This is a genomic window from Rhizobium sp. CAU 1783 (genome assembly GCF_054551725.1).
Window position 1 is genome coordinate 58,005 of the sequence record NZ_JBTOLM010000007.1, and the last position, 19,067, is coordinate 77,071.

At 64.0% G+C, this 19,067-nt stretch carries 18 protein-coding genes; 17 read left to right on the forward strand and 1 reads right to left on the reverse strand.

All coding sequences use genetic code 11. The features are described 5' to 3' along the window. Positions 1-13 precede the first annotated feature (13 nt). The 17 genes from ACX93L_RS20775 (at position 14) to ACX93L_RS20855 (ending at position 17,427) form a co-directional block, all read left to right on the forward strand. Complete coding sequence (locus tag ACX93L_RS20775) at positions 14-1,264, forward strand: sarcosine oxidase subunit beta family protein (protein WP_459406611.1); 1,251 nt, start codon at positions 14-16, stop codon at positions 1,262-1,264. 21 nt (positions 1,265-1,285) lie between these two features. After that, entirely contained in the window at positions 1,286-1,558 is a 273-nt protein-coding gene (locus ACX93L_RS20780; RefSeq protein WP_459406612.1) for a sarcosine oxidase subunit delta, read from the forward strand. Further along, the gene (locus tag ACX93L_RS20785) at positions 1,555-4,518 is read left to right on the forward strand and encodes a sarcosine oxidase subunit alpha (RefSeq protein ID WP_459406613.1); all 2,964 of its coding nucleotides are present in this window, start codon (positions 1,555-1,557) and stop codon (positions 4,516-4,518) included. The genes ACX93L_RS20780 and ACX93L_RS20785 overlap by 4 nt, the downstream gene beginning before the upstream one ends. Then, a complete protein-coding gene (locus tag ACX93L_RS20790) occupies positions 4,511-5,050 on the forward strand; it encodes a sarcosine oxidase subunit gamma (RefSeq protein WP_459406614.1) in 540 nt (179 codons plus the stop codon). Before ACX93L_RS20785 ends, ACX93L_RS20790 begins: the two co-directional genes overlap by 8 nt. 154 nt (positions 5,051-5,204) lie before the next feature. Next, positions 5,205-5,906, forward strand: a complete 702-nt coding sequence (locus ACX93L_RS20795; RefSeq protein WP_459406615.1) for a GntR family transcriptional regulator — start codon at positions 5,205-5,207, stop codon at positions 5,904-5,906. 195 nt (positions 5,907-6,101) lie between these two features. Next, positions 6,102-6,704, forward strand: a complete 603-nt coding sequence (locus ACX93L_RS20800) for an amino acid synthesis family protein (protein ID WP_459406616.1) — start codon at positions 6,102-6,104, stop codon at positions 6,702-6,704. A gap of 14 nt (positions 6,705-6,718) precedes the next feature. Continuing rightward, positions 6,719-7,552 carry an alpha/beta fold hydrolase gene (locus ACX93L_RS20805; protein ID WP_459406617.1) on the forward strand — a complete coding sequence of 278 codons (834 nt, stop codon included), beginning with the start codon at positions 6,719-6,721 and terminating at the stop codon, positions 7,550-7,552. Then, a complete protein-coding gene (locus ACX93L_RS20810) occupies positions 7,549-8,475 on the forward strand; it encodes a flavin reductase (RefSeq protein ID WP_459406618.1) in 927 nt (308 codons plus the stop codon). Before ACX93L_RS20805 ends, ACX93L_RS20810 begins: the two co-directional genes overlap by 4 nt. 1 nt (position 8,476) lies before the next feature. Continuing rightward, on the forward strand, positions 8,477-9,514 hold the full coding sequence (locus ACX93L_RS20815) for an LLM class flavin-dependent oxidoreductase (RefSeq protein WP_459406619.1): 1,038 nt from the start codon (positions 8,477-8,479) through the stop codon (positions 9,512-9,514). Between the two features lie 5 nt (positions 9,515-9,519). Continuing rightward, positions 9,520-10,983, forward strand: coding sequence for an aldehyde dehydrogenase (locus ACX93L_RS20820; RefSeq protein WP_459406620.1), 1,464 nt, complete (start codon positions 9,520-9,522; stop codon positions 10,981-10,983). A 4-nt stretch (positions 10,984-10,987) separates the two neighbouring features. Then, the gene (locus ACX93L_RS20825; RefSeq protein ID WP_459406621.1) at positions 10,988-11,308 is read left to right on the forward strand and encodes an NIPSNAP family protein; all 321 of its coding nucleotides are present in this window, start codon (positions 10,988-10,990) and stop codon (positions 11,306-11,308) included. 111 nt (positions 11,309-11,419) lie between these two features. Continuing rightward, positions 11,420-12,430, forward strand: coding sequence for an ABC transporter substrate-binding protein (locus ACX93L_RS20830; protein ID WP_459406622.1), 1,011 nt, complete (start codon positions 11,420-11,422; stop codon positions 12,428-12,430). A 115-nt stretch (positions 12,431-12,545) separates the two neighbouring features. Beyond that, the gene (locus ACX93L_RS20835) at positions 12,546-13,421 is read left to right on the forward strand and encodes an ABC transporter permease (protein WP_459406623.1); all 876 of its coding nucleotides are present in this window, start codon (positions 12,546-12,548) and stop codon (positions 13,419-13,421) included. Beyond that, entirely contained in the window at positions 13,421-14,221 is an 801-nt protein-coding gene (locus tag ACX93L_RS20840) for an ABC transporter permease (protein ID WP_459406624.1), read from the forward strand. Before ACX93L_RS20835 ends, ACX93L_RS20840 begins: the two co-directional genes overlap by 1 nt. Then, positions 14,215-15,291 carry an ABC transporter ATP-binding protein gene (locus ACX93L_RS20845; protein ID WP_459406685.1) on the forward strand — a complete coding sequence of 359 codons (1,077 nt, stop codon included), beginning with the start codon at positions 14,215-14,217 and terminating at the stop codon, positions 15,289-15,291. The genes ACX93L_RS20840 and ACX93L_RS20845 overlap by 7 nt, the downstream gene beginning before the upstream one ends. Before the next feature lie 223 nt (positions 15,292-15,514). Further along, positions 15,515-16,705: a DegT/DnrJ/EryC1/StrS family aminotransferase gene (locus tag ACX93L_RS20850; RefSeq protein WP_459406625.1), complete on the forward strand. Its 1,191-nt coding sequence runs from the start codon at positions 15,515-15,517 to the stop codon at positions 16,703-16,705. Continuing rightward, positions 16,702-17,427: a 4'-phosphopantetheinyl transferase family protein gene (locus ACX93L_RS20855; protein ID WP_459406626.1), complete on the forward strand. Its 726-nt coding sequence runs from the start codon at positions 16,702-16,704 to the stop codon at positions 17,425-17,427. The genes ACX93L_RS20850 and ACX93L_RS20855 overlap by 4 nt, the downstream gene beginning before the upstream one ends. On the opposite strand, the gene ACX93L_RS20860 is transcribed toward ACX93L_RS20855, so the two are convergent. Next, positions 17,424-19,067, reverse strand: a complete 1,644-nt coding sequence (locus tag ACX93L_RS20860; RefSeq protein WP_459406627.1) for a glucosamine inositolphosphorylceramide transferase family protein — start codon at positions 19,065-19,067, stop codon at positions 17,424-17,426. The genes ACX93L_RS20855 and ACX93L_RS20860 overlap by 4 nt on opposite strands.

A 19,067-nucleotide genomic window follows, 5' to 3' on the forward strand; every position in this document is an offset into this window, starting at 1 on the left:
GCAGGCAGCCCTGATGCGTTACTCCGCCCTATCGATCTTTCTCAACGGCCTTCGCGGCAACAGGAACTGGGCGGCCCACTGGCGCCAGCCGGATCCGAAGCCGCATTATGACGTGGTGATCGTCGGTGGCGGCGGTCACGGCCTGTCGACCGCCTACTACCTGTCGAAGGTCTTCGGTGTCAGGAACATCGCCGTCGTCGAGAAGGGCTATATCGGCTCCGGCAATGTCGGCCGCAACACGACGATCATCCGCTCGAACTACCTGTTGCCCGGCAACAATCCCTTCTACGAACTGTCGATGAAGCTCTGGGAGGGCCTGGAGCAGGATTTCAACTTCAACGCCATGGTCTCCCAGCGCGGCGTTCTGAACCTCTATCACTCCGACGCCCAGCGCGATGCCTATACCCGCCGCGGTAACGCCATGCGGCTGCATGGCGTGGACGCCGAATTGCTCGATCGCGAGGCCGTCAAGGCGAAGCTGCCATTCCTCGACTATAAGAATGCGCGTTTCCCGATCCAGGGCGGCCTGCTGCAGCGTCGCGGCGGCACGGTCCGTCATGACGCCGTCGCCTGGGGTTATGCCCGCGGCGCCGACACCCATGGCGTGGACATCATCCAGAACTGCGAAGTGACCGGGATCCGCCGGGAAAACGGCAAGGCTGTCGGCGTGGAGACGACACGCGGCTTCATCGGCTGCGCCAAGCTTGCATTGGCCGCCGCCGGCAATTCCTCGCGGGTCGCCGAAATGGTCGACCTCAAGCTTCCGATCGAGAGCCATGTCCTGCAGGCCTTCGTTTCGGAGGGCCTGAAACCCTTCATCGACTGCGTCGTCACGTTCGGCGCCGGACATTTCTATGTCTCGCAGTCCGACAAGGGCGGCCTCGTCTTCGGCGGCGACATCGACGGCTACAACTCCTATGCCCAGCGCGGCAATCTCGCGACAGTCGAGCATGTCGCGGAAGCCGGCAAGGCGATGATCCCGGCCTTGTCGCGCATTCGCGTCCTCAGGTCGTGGGGCGGCATCATGGACATGAGCATGGACGGCTCGCCGATCATCGACAAGGTCCATCTCGACAACCTCTACCTGAACTCCGGCTGGTGCTACGGCGGCTTCAAGGCCACGCCGGCCTCCGGCTACTGTTTTGCCCACCTGATCGCCCGCGACGAACCACACGAGACGGCGCGCGCCTTCCGCCTCGACCGGTTCCGCCGCGGAAACCTGATCGACGAAAAGGGCCAGGGCGCCCAGCCGAACCTTCACTGATTTCTCCGGAAGCAACACGACATGGCCAGCCGCATTCCCTGCCCCCATTGCGGGCTCCGACCCAAGGAAGAATTCACCGTCAAGGGTGCCGCCGTCACCCGACCGGCTCCCGATGCCGGCGAGGACGCCTGGTACGACTACGTCTACCTGCGCGACAATCCGCGCGGTGCCTATGAGGAATACTGGCACCACACCTCCGGCTGCCGCCGCTGGCTGGTCGTTTCCCGCGACACCGCCACGCACGAAATCCACGGCAGCCGTGACGCCGCCGACAAGACGAAGGTGAAAGCATGACGTCCCGCCGCCTCGCCAAAGGGGGACTGATCGACCGGTCCCGCCCCATCTCCTTCACCTTCGACGGCAAGCCGATGCAGGGCTATGAGGGCGACACGCTCGCCTCGGCGCTGCTTGCGAACGGCCAGCAGCTCGTCGGACGAAGCTTCAAGTATCACCGGCCGCGCGGCATCCTGACCGCGGGCGCAGCAGAGCCGAACGCATTGATGACCATCGGTCGCGGCGGTCGGACCGAACCGAACACCCGCGCCACCATGCAGGAACTCTATGACGGGCTGGAAGCCAGAAGCCAGAACCGCTGGCCCTCGCTGGAGCACGACGTCGGCGCGATCAACGGCCTTGTCTCTCCCTTCCTGTCGGCAGGCTTCTACTACAAGACTTTCATGTGGCCCGGCGCTCTTTGGGAAAAGCTCTATGAACCGGTCATCCGCAAGGCGGCCGGTCTCGGCAGGGCGACCTACGAAGCAGATCCGGACGTCTACGAGAAATGCTGGGCGCATTGCGATGTGCTGGTCGTGGGCGCAGGTCTGACCGGCCTTGCCGCGGCCCTTGCCGCAGGTCGTGCCGGCGCGCGCGTCATCCTGGTGGACGAAAATGCCGAGCTCGGCGGCTACCTGCTGACGGACGGAGCACTGTTCGACGGAAACCCGGCTTCCGCCTATGCCCGGACACTGATCGGAGAGCTTGAAGGCCTTCCGAACGTCCAGCGCCTTCCGCGCACGACGGCTTTCGGCTGGTATGACGGCAATGTGTTCGGCGCGCTGGAGCGGGTGCAGAAGCACGTCGCGACCCCTGCCTCGAACCGCCCGGTCGAGCGGCTCTGGCGCATCGCTACCAGGAAGGCGATCCTCGCGACAGGTGCAGAGGAACGGCCGCTGGTGTTCGGCGGCAACGACATCCCCGGCGTGATGATGGCGGGCGCCATGCGCAGCTATCTCAACAGATACGGTGTCGCACCGGGCAACAGGACCGCGGTTTTCACCACCAACGACAGCGGCTACGCACTGGCTGCCGATCTGGAGGCGGCCGGGGTCGAGGTTGTCGCCCTGATTGACAGCCGTCGTGACGCTAGCCTCTCCTATTCCGGCAAGGCGCGCCTCGTGCGCGGCGGCTTCGTGTCGGACGTCGAGGGCGGCAAGTCCGTGAAGTCTCTCGACCTCTGGCGCGAAGGCCATAAGGAAAAGCTGGACATCGACAGCCTCGCCATGTCCGGCGGTTTCAGCCCGATCATCCATCTCGCCTGCCATCGCGGCGGCAAGCCGCAATGGTCGAATGCCCACTCGGCCTTCCTCGCGCCCGAAGGTCTGAAAGACCTTGCGCTCGCGGGCTCGGCGGCCGGTGTTTTCTGGCTGAGCGCCGCCTTTGCCTCCGGGCTTGATGCAGCCAACGCGGCCCTTTCGGACCTGGGCTTGCGCACGGTCGCCATCGACCGACCGACAATCGAAAACGACATCGCTCCGGCACCCGCCAAGCCGCTCTGGTCGATCCCCGGCATCAAGACCAAGGCCTTCGTCGACTACCAGAACGACGTGCACCTGAAGGATCTGGGCCTCGCAGTCCAGGAGGGCTATGGCCACGTCGAACTCGCCAAGCGTTACACCACGAACGGCATGGCGACGGATCAGGGCAAGCTCTCCAACGTCAACGCGATCGGCCTGCTCGCCGAGGCGCGGCGGATCTCGCCCGCCGAGGTCGGAACGACGACCTTCCGCCCGTTCTACACCCCGGTCTCCTTCGGCGCCCTGGCCGGCACCTCCCACGGCAAGGACTTCCAGCCGGTCCGCAAGTCGCCGCTCCACGACTGGGCGGCAAAGAATGGCGCCACCTTCGTCGAGACCGGCCTCTGGTACCGCTCCGCCTGGTTTCCGCGTGCCGGTGAAAGCGGCTGGCGTGAGAGCGTCGACCGCGAGGTGTTGAACGTTCGAAAGAATGCCGGGCTCTGCGACGTCTCGATGCTCGGAAAAATCGAGGTCTGCGGGCCTGACGCCGCCGAATTCCTCAACCGCGTCTACACCAACGCCTTCCTCAAACTGCCCGTCGGCAGGGCCCGCTACGGCCTGATGCTGCGCGAGGACGGCTTCATCTACGACGATGGCACGACCAGCCGGCTCGGCGAAGACCGCTACTTCATGACCACCACCACTGCCTATGCGGCCGGCGTCATGAACCACCTGGAATTCTGTGCGCAGGCGCTCTGGCCGGAACTCGACGTACGGCTCGCCTCCGTGACCGACCAGTGGGCACAGATGGCGCTTGCCGGACCGAAGTCCCGCGCCATCCTGCAGACGATCGTCGACGAGGATGTTTCCAACGATGCCTTCCCCGCCCTGTCGGCAAGGGAAGTCTCCCTTTTCGGCGGCCGCCTCAAAGGCCGCCTGTTCCGCATCTCCTTCTCCGGCGAACTCGCCTATGAACTGGCGGTGCCGGCCGACTTCGGCGAAAGTGTCGCCGACGCCCTGATGGCTGCGGGCAAGGACCATGGCATCTGCGCCTACGGAATCGAGGCCCTGGCGGTGCTTCGCATCGAAAAGGGGCACGTCACGCACAACGAGATCAACGGCACCGTGGTGCCGGCCGATCTCGGCTTCGGCAAGATGGTATCGGCGGCAAAGCCGGACTTCGTCGGAAAGCACATGCTCGCCCGCGAGGGCCTGACCGATCCGGCAAGGCCTCAACTGGTCGGCGTGGTGCCGCTAGATGAAAGGACGTCCTTCAAGACCGGCTCGCATGTGCTCGCAAGCAATGCCGCAGCAACGCTCGAAAACGACCAGGGCTACGTCACCTCGAGCTGTTTCTCACCGCATCTCGGCTCGACGATCGGTCTCGCTCTGGTCAAGGGCGGCGCCTCCCGCCACGGCGAAGAGGTCATGGTCTGGAACGGCCTGCGCAACGAATTCACGCCCGCTCGGCTGACCAGCCCGGTCTTCTTCGATCCTGAAAACGAGAAGCTTCATGCCTGACGCCACCATGTCTGATTTTACCCTGATCCGCAGACCGGCGATCGCGGCCGACGCACCGTCTCAATACGCTTCGTTGACCTTCGAACACATGCCTGACGGCTCGGTCCTGCAGCTGCTCGGCAAGCCCGGCGTCTTCGGCGAGGGCGAGGCAAGGAACGCGCTCGCGTCTGACGGCGCGATGAGCCTGCGGCCCGCTGGCCCCGGGCAATGGTTTCTGGTCTCGGACACGGCAGCCGATATCGACGGGATAGCGCGCAGCCTCGCCGACAAGGCCTATGTCGTTGACCAGACCTGCGGCAGAAGCCGGATCCGCCTGAGCGGGCCGGCCGTCAGGCAGGTGCTGGCGAAGGGCACCGGCGTCGATCTCCACCCGGACATGTTCCCCATAGGCCAGGCGGCGATGACGCTCATCGGCCATATCGGCGTCAACCTTGCCCGAACCGGCGAGGACACCTTCGAGCTGCTTGTTCTGCGCGGTTTTGCCGAAAGCCTGTGGCATGAGTTGAAGGTCATGAGCGCGGAATTCACCTGACGGTCAGGCACCTGCGCCGTCCCGAGATAACGCGCGACAGCGAGAAACTTGCATTCATCCACGCGGTTCTTCAGGGAGAGGCTTGCCGTCGTCAGGTTTTTGGTAGACCATAATACCAAGCTGATTTTCCCTTCGCGGCAATGCGGATATCCTGATGACCAATTCCTCGGCCGAAGGCGCCATTCGCGTCGAACGCCCCTCCAAAACCCTCCGGGAGCTGGCGCTCGAAAAGGTGCGCGATGCCATCTTCAGCGGCCACTTCAAGCCGGGCGACCGGCTGGTGGAGCGCGACCTGTGCACGCAGCTCGGCGTCAGCCGAACCATCGTTCGCGAGGTCTTGCGCCATCTCGAATCCGAAGGGCTTGTCGCCAATCCGGTCAACAATAAGGGACCGATGGTGGCCCGGCTGGAACTCGATGAAGCCCGGCAGATCTACGAGATCCGCGCGGCACTCGAAGGAATGGCGGCGCGGCTGTGCGCCGAGAAAGCCGACCCTTCGGTCGTCGCAAGACTGGAGGAGGCCCTGGCCGGCATCCGCCAAGCCTACGATGTCAACGACATGGCAGAGGTCCTGGCCCGGACGACGCAGTTCTACGAGACATTGTTCACCAGCATCGACCGGCATGTCGCCTGGGGCGTGGTCAAGCTGATGATGGTGCGGATCAACCACCTGCGATCCATGACGATCAAAACCGAACGCCGCTCGGTCGAGGGTCCGGCGCAGATGCAGAAGATTGTTGACGCGATCCGCACTGGCGACGGTCCGGCCGCCGAACGCGCGGCCGCCGAACACGTCCAGCGCGCCGCATCGATCGCTTCCGTCGTGTTGCGACAGCAGGAGCCTGCGGGCAACTGACACATAGGAATTGACGTCGCGGGCCATGCCGCGACGTCGCCGCTGAGCAATTTGCCCCCTCGCGATCAAGTCGCCAGGGCGTTTTTTTGCGTCCAAATTATTCTCAAAGAGAAAAAAACATTCCCTTCCGACAAGCTGCTTGACTCACTTATATGATGGTATACCATAATATCATTCAAGGATTGAGACACGACCATGACCCTTCAGATACGCAAGACACTTCTGCAGATCGAAACCACGCTCATAGAGGGCGGCAAGCAGGCGCCGAAACCCCTCAAGCTCTATTCGGCCTTTGCCGTCGTGAAGAATCCGTGGGCGGGTCGCGGCTTCGTCGAGGACCTGAAGCCGGAAGTCCACGCAGCAGCACCGATCCTGGGAGAACTGCTGACGGGCATGATCCTGGACGCGGTCGGCTCGGGTGATGCGGTCGAAGCCTATGGCAAGACGGCCGTCGTCGGCCTTGACGGCGAGATCGAACACGCCTCGGCGCTCATCCACACGCTGCGCTTCGGCAATCACTATCGCACCGCCGTCGGCGCGAAGTCCTACCTCGCCTTCTGCAACACCCGCGGCCCGGCCAATACGGCGATCATGATTCCGCTGATGGACAAGAACGACGAAGGCCGCCGCTCCCACTACCTGACCATACAGACGTCCATCCCGGACGCCCCCGCCGCCGACGAAATCGTCATCGGCCTCGGCGCTTCAGTCGGTGGACGTCCCCATCACCGGATCGGCGACCGCTACCAGGATCTCAAGGACCTGGGTCAGGACGTCAAGAATCCGGCCGGCGTCTGAGCGAGACAGAGACGATGGCCACCCTCGACGCTCCCCTCGCAAGTCTGGCGCCGCCATCGTTCCGGCGCATGAGCGCATCGAACGGCGCGGCCTATTACGAGGCCGGCCGGGGGGAACCGCTCGTTCTGATCCACGGCGTCGGCATGAGGCTCGACGCCTGGGCGCCGCAGATCGCGGTGCTGAGCGAAAGCCATCGCGTCATAGCCGTGGACATGCCCGGACACGGCGAGAGCAGGCCCTTGCCGACCGGCAGCGACCTGACAGCTTTCGTCGCCTGGCTCGCGACCGTCCTCGACGCCCTGGCGCTCGAGCGGGTAAACCTCGCCGGCCACTCCATGGGCGCCCTCATCTCGGGCGGTGCGGTCGCCACTTTTCCCGAGCGCATTCGCCGCGTCGCACTGCTCAACGGGGTTCATCGGCGCGATGCGGCGGCAAAGGCGGCCGTCCTCGCCCGTGCAGCCTCGATCCCGACGACGGGCATCGACATCGCTGGCCCGGTCACCCGCTGGTTTTCCGAGGACGAGGCAAGCCTCGTCGCCCGCGAACTGACCCGCCAATGGTTGGGGCTGATGGATGTCGAAGGCTATGCCACCGCCTATGGTGCCTTCGCCGGTGGCGACGAAACCTATGCCGACCGCTGGAGCGAGGCCACCTGCCCCGCCCTTTTCCTCACCGGATCGGACGATCCCAATTCAACGCCGGCCATGGCCAAGGCGATGGCCGACATGGCCCCGAACGGCTACGCCCGCATCATCCACGGCCACCGCCACATGGTGAACCTGACCGCCCCGGAGGAGGTCAACCGTCTTCTTCTCGAATGGCTCGAACTGCCGGAGGTCCCAGCATGACCGCGACCGCATTTGACCCACGAAGCCTTCGCGATGCCTTTGGCGCCTTCGCGACCGGCGTAACCATCGTCACCGCCGTCGGTCCCGACGGCCAGCCACTCGGTTTCACCGCAAACTCCTTCAGCTCGGTGTCGCTCGATCCGCCGCTGCTGCTGATCTGCCTGGCAAAGACCTCCCGGAACTTCGACGCGATGACGAAGGCGAAGGGTTTTGCCGTCAACATCCTGTCGGATGGCCAGAAGGACGCATCCAATACCTTCGCCCGCCCGGTCGAGGACCGTTTCGCCACTGTGGAATGGAGCCATGGCCCTTACGGATCGCCGGTGCTTGCCGATGTCGCGGCCTGGTTCGACTGTAGTCTGGACCAGGTGATCGAGGCCGGCGACCACGTCATTCTCCTCGGACGCGTCGAAGCCTTCGACAACAGCGGACGCAACGGTCTCGGCTATGTGCGCGGCGGTTACTTCACGCCGACGCTGGCGGCAAAGGCTGTCTCCGTGGCCAGCGAAGGCCACCTGCACCTGGGCGCCGTGGTAGAGCGGGCCGGCGAGATCCTCCTTGTGGGCGAAGACGCGAAATCGCTTCCGGGCTGCGACTTCGATGACGGTGAACCACTTGAGGCGCTGAAATCCCATCTGGAACAGCTGACCGGCCTGCCAATCACGATCGGCTTCCTCTATTCGGTCTACGAGGGGCTGAGCGATGGCCGCCAGCACATCGTCTACCGCGCCTTTGCCGGCGAGGGGGATCCGAAGGAGGGAACCTTCGTCAGTCTCGACCAGCTGGCGAGGACCAGCCTCTCCGGCTCGGCCACGGCCGACATCCTGAACCGCTTCGCCATGGAAAGCTCGATCGGCAATTTCGGTGTCTATTTCGGCAACGAGACCGCGGGCCGCGTTCATTCAATCGCCAGGAAGGCATAACATGAAGTTCTCGCTTTTCGTCCATATGGAGCGGCTCGACGCGAGCCAGAACCACAAGAGCCTCTACGAGGAATTCGTTCAGCTCTGCGAGATTGCCGACAAGGGCGGCATGCACGCGATCTGGACCGGCGAGCACCACGGGATGGATTTCACCATCGCGCCCAACCCCTTCGTGACGATCGCCGACCTCGCCCGCCGCACTAAAAACGTGCGCCTCGGAACCGGCACGGTGATCGCGCCCTTCTGGCATCCGATCAAGCTCGCCGGCGAAGCCGCGATGACGGACATCATCACCGACGGCCGTCTTGATCTCGGCATCGCCCGTGGCGCCTACAGCTTCGAATACGAGCGCCTCCTGCCCGGTCTCGACGCCTGGGGAGCCGGCCAGCGCATGCGCGAACTGATCCCCGCGGTGAAGGGCGTCTGGGAAGGTGACTATGCCCACGACGGCGAGTTCTGGAAATTCCCGGCGACGACCTCGGCCCCGAAACCGCTCCAGGCTCCGATCCCGATGTGGGTGGCGGCCCGCGACCCGAACTCCCACGAGTTCGCTGTCGCCAACGGCTGCAACGTGCAGGTCACGCCGCTCTGGAACGGCGACCCGGAGATCGAGAGCCTGATGGGCCGGTTCAACGCCGCCTGCGACAAGGCGCCCGACGTCGCGCGGCCGAAGATCATGCTGCTGCTCCACACCTATGTCGGCTCGGACGGTGACGACGTCGCGCAGGCGACGAAGGAGCTGAGCGTTTACTACAATTACTTCTTCGCCTGGTTCAAGAACGAGAAGCCGATCCGGCAGGGACTGATCCAGCGACTGACGGAAGAAGAGATGGCGGCGAACGCCAACCTCTCGCCCGAGACAATGCACAAGAACCTGCCGATCGGCACCGCCGACGATGTCATCGCCCGCCTGAAGCACTACGAGGCGCTCGGCTATGATGAGTACTCCTTCTGGATCGACACCGGCATGAGCTTCGAGCGCAAAAAGGCCTCGCTCGAACGCTTCATCCGGGACGTCATGCCGGCCTTCGCGGAGTAGAACCCATGCAGCGCTTCCAGCTCTATATCGACGGACAATTCGAAGACGGTGAAGCGCGGTTCGAGAGCCTCGATCCCGCGACGGGAACCACATGGGCCGACATGCCGGAGGCGCGCGAGGCCGATGTCGACCGTGCCGTGACGGCAGCAACGCGGGCACTGCAGGACGGCCCCTGGGCGAAGATGACGGCCACCCAGCGGGGCAAGCTGCTCTACAAGTTGGCGGACCTGATTGCGGCCAATGCGCCGAAGCTTGCCGAGCTCGAGACGCGGGATACCGGCAAGATCATCCGCGAAACCTCCTCGCAGATCGCCTATGTCGCGGACTACTACCGTTACTACGCAGGCATCGCCGACAAGATCGAAGGCTCACACCTGCCGATCGACAAGCCCGACATGGAGGTCTGGCTGCGGCGCGAACCCGTCGGCGTCGTTGCCATGGTGGTGCCGTGGAACAGCCAGCTCTTCCTCTCGGCGGTCAAGATCGGCCCGGCGCTGGCCGCAGGCTGCACCATGGTGGTCAAGGCGTCCGAGGACGGCCCCGCACCGCTGCTCGAATTCGCCCGTCTCGTGCACGAGGCCGGTTTTCCGGCAGGCGTCGTCAATGTCATCACAGGTTTCGGACCGGCCTGCGGGGCGGCGCTCACGCGGCACCCCGGCATTGCCCATGTCGCCTTTACCGGCGGCCCGGAAGCTGCCCGCCATGTCGTGCGCAACTCGGCCGAAAACCTCGCTTCGACCTCCCTCGAACTCGGCGGCAAGTCGCCTTTCGTCGTCTTTGCCGACGCCGACATCGAGAGCGCGGTCAATGCCCAGGTTGCCGGCATCTTCGCGGCGACTGGCCAGTCCTGTGTCGCAGGGTCGCGACTGATCGTTGAGCGTAGCATCAAGGGCGAATTCCTCGTCCGCCTGAAGGCCAAGGCCGAGGCGATCCGCATCGGCTCGCCGCTCGACATGTCGACCGAGGTCGGGCCGCTCGCGACAAGGCGCCAGCAGGACCATGTCGACAGCCTCGTGCAGTCTTCTGTGTCTGCGGGCGCAATACTCCTGACGGGAGGCAAGCGCCCGACCGGCCCCGGCAACTTCTATCCGCCGACAATCCTCGACTGCGACGGCATCGCCTCTCCCTCGCTGGTCAACGAGTTCTTCGGGCCGGTTCTCTCGGTCGTGTCCTTCGACACCGAGGCCGAGGCGGTCTCGCTTGCCAACGACACGCGCTACGGGCTGGCGGCAGGCGTCTTCACCCAGAATCTCGGCCGTGCGCATCGACTGACGCGTGCGATCCACGCCGGCGTCGTGTGGATCAACACCTACCGCGCCGTCTCTCCGATCGCCCCGTTCGGTGGCTATGGCCTGTCGGGCCACGGCCGCGAAGGCGGCATGGCGGCCGTACTCGACTACACCCGTACCAAAACAATCTGGCTGAAAACGTCGGACGATCCGTTCCCAGACCCCTTCGTGATGCGGTGACCCGATGTTCTACGAGATCCGCACCTATCGCCTTAAGAACGGTTCGATCCCCGGCTACCTGAAGGTCGTCGGCGAGGAAGGCATCGCCATCCAGAAAAAGCATCTCGGCCGGTTGGTCGGCTACTTCTTCTCGGAGATCGGCCCGATCAACGAAATCGTTCACATCTGGGCCTTCGACAGCCTCGATGACCGCGAGGCGCGGCGCACGCGTCTCGCCGCCGACCCTGAGTGGCAGGCCTTCCTGCCGAAGATCCGCGACCTGATCGAGGTGGCGGAAAACAAGATCATGAAGCCGGCCCCCTTCTTTGAAGAAGGGAAAAGCTGACCTCAAGAACAAAGACAGAAGGTTGCGGCCGGAACGACCACAAGAAGCAGACCGGCGGCCAAGACCCTGAACACGCAGTCACGAACAGCGCAAAGACAAGGATAAGGGAACATGAAAAGCAAGACGATCATCGCATCTTTCGCCCTACTGCTGGGCGTATCCGGCCAGAGCTTCGCCGCCGACATGGTATTCACCAGCTGGGGCGGCACGACGCAGGACGTGCAGAAATCCGCCTGGGCGGACAAGTTCACCGCCAAGGAAGGCATCAACGTCCTGCAGGACGGCCCGACCGACTACGGCAAGATCAAGGCCATGGTAGAGGCCAACGGCGTCACCTGGGACGTCGTCGATGCCGAAGGCGACTATGCCATCCAGGCCGGCAAGCAGGGCCTCCTCGAAAAGCTCGACTTCTCGATCATCGACAAGAGCACGCTCGACCCCCGCTTCGTGACCGACTACTCGGTCGGCAGCTTCTATTACTCCTTCGTCGTCGGCTGCAACAAGGACGCGGCCGCCTCCTGCCCGAAGACCTGGGCCGACCTGTTCGACACCAAGGCTTTCCCCGGCAAGCGAGCCTTCTACAAGTGGTCGGCGCCCGGTGTGATCGAGGCAGCACTCCTTGCCGACGGCGTTACCGCCGACAAGCTCTATCCGCTCGACCTCGACCGCGCCTTCAAGAAGCTCGACTCGATCAAGGCCGACATCATCTGGTGGACCGGCGGCGCCCAGTCGCAGCAGCTTCTCGCCTCGGCAGAGGCCCCGTTCGGCTCCTTCTGGAACGGTCGCCTGACGGCACTCGCCGCGACCGGCGTCAATGTCGAAACCTCCTGGGAACAGAACATCACGGCGGCCGACGCGCTCGTCGTTCCGAAGGGCACCAAGAACAAGGAAGCAGCGATGAAGTTCATCGCCTATGCGACCTCGCCCGAAGCCCAGGCGGAAATGGCGGCCGGCACCGGCTATGCGCCGACGAACACCAAGTCGCCGGCCCTGATGGATCCGGCCGTTGCCAAGACGCTGCCCGACCAGCAGACCGCATCGCAGATCAATGCCGACATGGCCTACTGGGCTGAGCATCGCGACGAGATCGGCGAGCGCTGGTACGCCTGGCAGTCCAAGTAAGCGACATTCGACAGGTCCGACGGGGTGCATGGCGCCCCGTCGGGCACCGATCGGCCGGCCGGTGATGTTTGAAAGACCGAAGCCGAGCGAACAGAAAATTGCGTGAGGTGGTGCAATGGTTTCTTTCGCCGAATCTGCAGATGGCAGGCAAGCGCCGGGCCGCTCCCGTCGCGCCCGGCGCGGGTTCGCGCCGACGCTGCCGGCCTTCGTGCTGGTGCTGGTCTTCTTCGTTCTTCCTGTCCTGGCACTGTTGACGCGCAGCGTCACCGAACCGACCTTCGGGATGCAGAACTATGCCGACCTGCTCGGCAGCTCCACCTATCTGAAGATCTTCTTCAACACCTTCTTCGTCTCGGCACTCGTCACCGCGATCTCGCTCGTCATCGGCTTCCCTGTCGCCTGGGCGCTCGCGATCATGCCGAAACGGCATGCGAACATCGTCTTTGCGATCGTGCTGCTGTCGATGTGGACCAACCTCCTCGCCCGCACCTATGCGTGGATGGTCCTGCTCCAGCGCACCGGCGTCATCAACAAGACACTGATGGGAATGGGCATCATCGACCAGCCGCTGGTGATGGTGAACAACCTCGTCGGCGTCACGATCGGCATGACCTACATCATGCTGCCCTTCATCATCATTCCGCTCTACGGCGTGATCCGCAAGATCGACCCGGCCATCCTGCAGGCCGCCGCCCTGTGCGGCGCCACCAAGACCCAGTCGCTGTTTCGCATCCTGCTGCCGCTGGCGGCGCCCGGAATGCTCTCCGGTGCGCTGATGGTCTTCGTCATGTCGCTAGGCTATTTCGTGACGCCCTCGCTGCTCGGCGGAACGGCCAACATGATGCTCGCCGAGCTGATCGCGCAGTTCGTCCAGTCGCTGGTCAACTGGGGCATGGGCGGGGCAGCAGCCCTGGTGCTTCTCGTCGTCACCTTGAGCCTCTATGCGCTCCAGCTGAAGCTGTTCGGCGTCGCAGGACAGGAGAAACACTGATGCTCCTCAACTTCAACAGCCTCGGGGCATGGAAATGGGTGCTGCTCGCAATCACCGCGACGACCTCCCTCTTCCTGCTGCTCCCCATCCTGTTCATCGCGGCCCTCTCCTTCGGCTCGTCGCAATGGCTGATCTTTCCGCCGCCGTCATGGACCTTGAAGTGGTACGGCGACCTGCTCGCCGATCCACGCTGGCTTGAAGCCGCCTGGACCAGTTTCCGCATCGCCATCATGGTCACGATCCTGTCGGTTCTGATCGGCCTCGTCGCTTCGTTCGGCCTGGTCCGCGGGCGCTTCGTCGGGCGTGTCGCATTGCGCGCGCTCTTCATGACGCCGATGATCCTGCCTGTCGTCGTTCTGGCGGTCGCCCTCTACGCCTTTTTCCTGCGCCTCGGCCTCAACGGAACGACCATCGGCTTCGTCATCGCCCATCTCGTGGTCGCCCTTCCCTTTTCGATCCTCGCCCTGACCGGCGCACTTGAGGGCTTCGACAAGTCTATCGAGGACGCAGCCGTCCTCTGCGGCGCCTCTCCGCTGAGGGCCAGGATCACCATCACCCTGCCCTGCATCAGCCACGGGCTTTTCTCGGCGGCCATCTTCTCCTTCCTCACTTCCTGGGACGAGGTCGTGCTGGCCATCTTCATGTCGAGCCCGACGCTACAGACCCTGCCGGTGAAGATCTGGGCGACGCTTCGCCAGGACCTCACCCCCGTGATCGCCGCCGCTTCGACCCTCCTCATCGTCGTCACCATCGTGCTGATGCTTGTTGCAGCTGCGGTGAAGAAAGGACTGAAATCATGACGCCCTTCCTGGAAATTCGCGGTATCCGCAAGCAGTACGGTCCGGTGGTCGCCGTCCACGATGTCAACCTCACCGTCGATCACGGGGAGTTCATGACCTTTCTCGGGCCGTCCGGCTCGGGCAAGAGTACGACACTCTACATTCTCGCCGGCTTCGAGCAGCCGACGCGCGGCGACATCCTCCTGAACGGCAGGACCATCCTCGATACGCCGTCGCATCAGCGCAATATCGGCATGGTCTTCCAGCGCTACACGCTGTTCCCCCATCTCTCCGTCGGCGACAACATCGCCTTTCCGCTCAAGGTGCGCGGCTGGTCGAAGGCGGCGATCACCGAACGCGTCCGCCAGATGCTGTCGCTGGTGCGGCTCGAAGGCTTCGAGGAGCGCAAGCCGGCCGCCATGTCCGGTGGCCAGCAGCAGCGCGTCGCGCTCGCACGCGCCCTTGCCTACGATCCGCCGGTTCTCCTGATGGACGAGCCGCTCTCCGCACTCGACAAGAAGCTGCGAGAGGAGATCCAGCACGAAATCCGCCGCATCCACCAGCAGACCGAGGTAACGATCCTCTACGTCACCCACGACCAGGAGGAGGCCCTTCGCCTCTCGGACCGCATCGCAGTCTTCTCCCACGGGGTGATCGACCAGATCGGCACCGGCGAACAGCTCTATGCGGATCCCGCCACCCGCTTCGTCGCCGAATTCATCGGGGACAGCGACTTCCTGCCCTGCCGCGTCGTCGAGCAGCGCGACGGCCGCGCCCTGATCGCCCTCGATGGGAACCTCACGGTTCCTGACGTTCCCTTGCACGGCAAGGCAGGCGCCAAAACCGACGGGCTGCTGATGCTGAGACCCGAGCGTCTTTCGCTCTCGACCGAAAGGCAGGAGCGGGCGCTGCCGGCGACCGTGGAAGACATCACCTTCCTCGGCACTCATGTCAACGTCGCGACGCGAACCCCGGACGGTGCGGCCCTTTCGGTTCGCCTGCCCTTCGGCCATCACGCGATTTCCGGACTTCCGCGTGGCGCAGATGTCTGGCTGACCTTCGAGCCGAACGCCGCCCACGTATTCCTTTGAGCCCCGCTTTGGCGAGTTGACGCCGGTGGCGCTGCCCGCGCGCCGGACCTGTCCGATTTGGGTAGAAACGTCGCGAGACCTACCCATTCCGCAGGGGCAACACTGCGCGCCCGCCCGGCAACCTAAGCCGGATGTGGATTTTGTAACCGGGTTCGCGAAGGACTACCCTCGACGTTGATCCACCACCTCCGGGAGGCGGGGACCGCTCGAATGGAGAGGCATGATGGCACGGGTTGGCTTGCGGGAATGGCTGGCGATTGCACCGGTGATCGCATCGGGCAAGCTGTCGCGCTACGGCAACGAGGACGGCGGGCCTTTGACCCGCTTCGAACGGGATTTCTCCGCCGCCTTCGATGTTCGGCACACCCTGACCGTCAGCAGCGGAACGGGAGCCCTGATCGCCGCACTTGTGGCCGCCGGCATTGGGCCGGGCGACGAGGTCCTGGTTCCGGCCTATACCTGGATCGCGACAGCCGCCGCCCCCCTTGCCGTCGGTGCCGTGCCGGTGCTCGTCGAAATCGACCAGACGCTGACCATCGACCCCCAGGACATCCTGCGCAAGATCACACCCAACACGCGGGCGATCATCCCGGTCCACATGGCCAATATGGTCTGCGACATGGACAGCATCATGCGCATTGCCCGGGAACACGGCCTGCTGGTGATCGAGGACGCCTGCCAGGCGGTCGGCCTCACCTACAAGGGCCGCCGCGCCGGCACCATCGGCGACATCGGCGCCTTCAGCTTCAATCAGTTCAAGAACATCAGCATCGGGGAAGGCGGGGCGATCGTGACCAACGACGACCACCTCTTTGCCCGTGCACGCATGTACCACGACATCGGATCGGTGTTTCGCGGCCATCTCGACAATGCCAACGAACCGCTCATTCCCGGGATCAACCTCAAGGCAAGCCAGATCCAGGGCGCGATGCTCAATGTCCAGTTGAAGAAGCTCGACCCCATGGTCCGGCGCATGCGGCGCCGTTACGACGCGATGGCGGAAATCCTGTTGAACGATGGCGACCTGCGGGTAGGTCCGCACAACGATCCTGCAAACGCCGCCGGCCTGCACGTGATCTTCGATACGGAAGGCGAGGCCAAGGCCTTCGCCGCGCGCAACCGGCGCGGTGTCTACCGCCTTCACGATTCAAGCCGCCACGTCTACACCTTCTGGCAGCCGATCCTCGAGCAGAGGGCCGTCCACCCGAAGATGAACCCCTATGCCTGGGCCGCTCGCAAGATCGATTACTCGCCTAATGCCTGCGCACGCTCGCTCGACATCCTGAAACGGACCTGCCGTATCGGGCTCGGCGAGAACTATCCGCTGCCGCTGATGCGTTACATGGCGAAAAAGATGACCGGCCAGCGCAGCGGCGACTTGCAGAGCCTCGTCACGAAGCCCGGGGTTCCATGACGACGACCTTCGATCGATCCGGAACATCGCCGGCACTGATCGACGTCTGGAGCTGGTCTCTCGACCGGCCGCCATCCGGCATACCGGATCCGACCACACTCCTTTCGCCGGACGAGACGGCACGGGCCGCGCGTTTTGCAAGACACCGCGATGCGCACCGTTACATCGTCGGGCGATCAACATTGCGTATCGTGCTCGCCAGCTATCTCGACAGACATCCGGAAGAGCTCGTCTTCGCCTACAACGAGTTCGGCAAGCCCTGCCTTGGCGAAGAAGACGGGTCCGATCTTCATTTCAACCTCAGCCACAGCGAAGACATCGCGGTGCTCGCCGTCTCCGATCGTTTCCCGCTCGGCATCGACATCGAGGCGGAGAAAGCAATCGCGGAAGACGTGGCGGGGCACTTCTTTTCCCCGAACGAATGCACCCGGCTGAAGTCGCTCCCGATATCGCAGCAACAGCAGGCCTTCTACCGTTGCTGGACCCGCAAGGAGGCATTCGTGAAGGCCCATGGCGCAGGTCTGTCGCTGGCGCTGGATTGCTTCGATGTGCCCCTCGTCGGCACTGTGGATCTTCGGATCGAGCGTCTCGACGATACGGTCGGGCTGGCCGACGACTGGAGCTTGCTCGACCTCAGGGCGCCGCAGGGCTTCTGCGGCGCCGTTGCAGCCATGACATCCGGAACCCCCGTCACGCTGAACTATCGCCGGGGCAATCCCTAGCGATCCCGTCGCGCATCGATGATATAGCGCCCGCCGGCCGCATCGAAGTGATGGCAGCCGTAGAGACCGGGCTTGAAGTCGGGGATGATTGTGCGGACACATGTCTCGCGGTAGCTGTCGAGATCAAGCTGGTCGATCTCCATGATGTTCAGACCATAGCCATAGACGCCATATTCGTTTCGCTGCGAAGGCCGGTAGAGCTTGCCGTTCCGTTCGAACATCCGTCCGGCATTGCGGGCGAGCGTGCTGTCGATGACCACTGGATTGCGCCGATGCGGAACGATCCGCTTGAGCGCCGGACCGTCGACCTCGAAAACATGAAGCTCGCTGCAGTGGTCTTCATAGGCGTGAAAGTCGGAGAGATTGGTGAAGAGCCACCACTTGCCGTCGATCCAGGTCAGGGAGCTGTCGGCCGCGGACTGGCCTTCGAGAGCCGTCGAGTAGAGCTCCCACTTGAGCGGAAACTCGACGCAGCGCCAGACCTCGATGCGCCGGGCCTGGTTCGTCTCCGGCATCATGAAGACGTCTCCGTCATGCCGGAACACGAAGGGATAGGACAGGTGATGTTCGCTCTGAAGCGCGATGCCGAGTCGTTCCAGCCGGTCGCCGACGAAACGGCTGACGGCGATATGAGCCCGATTCTGCCCCTGCGCATAGGCCTCGTAGAACAGATAGCACTCTCCCTCATGCTCCAGGAGGAAGGGATCGGCACGAATCTCGTCGTCGTCCGGCGCGATTTCGATCGCCTGCCGCGGATCGAAATCGTCAATCGTCCCCCGCCCCGTATAAAGCGTCCAGACCGCGGACCCACCGCCCATCCTGGATTTCAGCGCCTTCCCCGCCCGTCCGATCAACGCGCTGGAGAGCTGAAGGCCATAGGCAAGCAGATCACGATCCCGCGGTTGGGGCTCCGGGGCCACTTCCGCATTGGTTTCAGCGGGTATCTCTCGTCCCCGCTCGTCGAGACTTCGCCCGAGTTCGCGCATCAGCAGCGTGACCGCCCGTTCCTTGACGAAATCGGCATTCCGCACGGCGCTGAACTTCGTGTTGAAGGATGATGTGGCAAGGCAGACCGTCCGGAGAGGATCACCGCGCCGCACCTCAATGCGCAGCGGCGTGGACGGTCGCGCGCCGATGACGCTGGCATAGCCGTACCAATCCGCGGCACCGGACGTCTCAGCGGTGAAGGACAGGTGCCATTCGCCGAGCGGCAGCAGACGCACGGCTGCGTCAGGCAGGCCCTGGGGCAGGAGCGAGATGACCAGGTCGAGATCCATTTCCTCCACCGACTGCACGAGGCGTTTTCCCGGCTCCCCCTCGACGCCGAGGTCGACGTCTTCGAAACGCTGGCGATCCGGATCGAAGTGAGCCGGGATGAAGGCCGGTTGCCGGGCAAGCGCGACGCGCTCAAGCCGGGAAGCGAGGCTCAGCAGAGGAGACTGAGAAGCCTTCTCCGACTTCTCGGAGGTCGCCACGAGGAAACCGGCCAGTTCAAAGCGCGGATCGGAGATGATCCGATCGAAGACACGAAGCTGCCAGTTGTCGAAGCCCCTTTTCTTCGAGGCAAGGACGCCGATCCGCAGAGGCCGGAAGGCTCCACCCGGAACAGGTCTCGTATCCGGTGCCGGAACCGTCAGCAT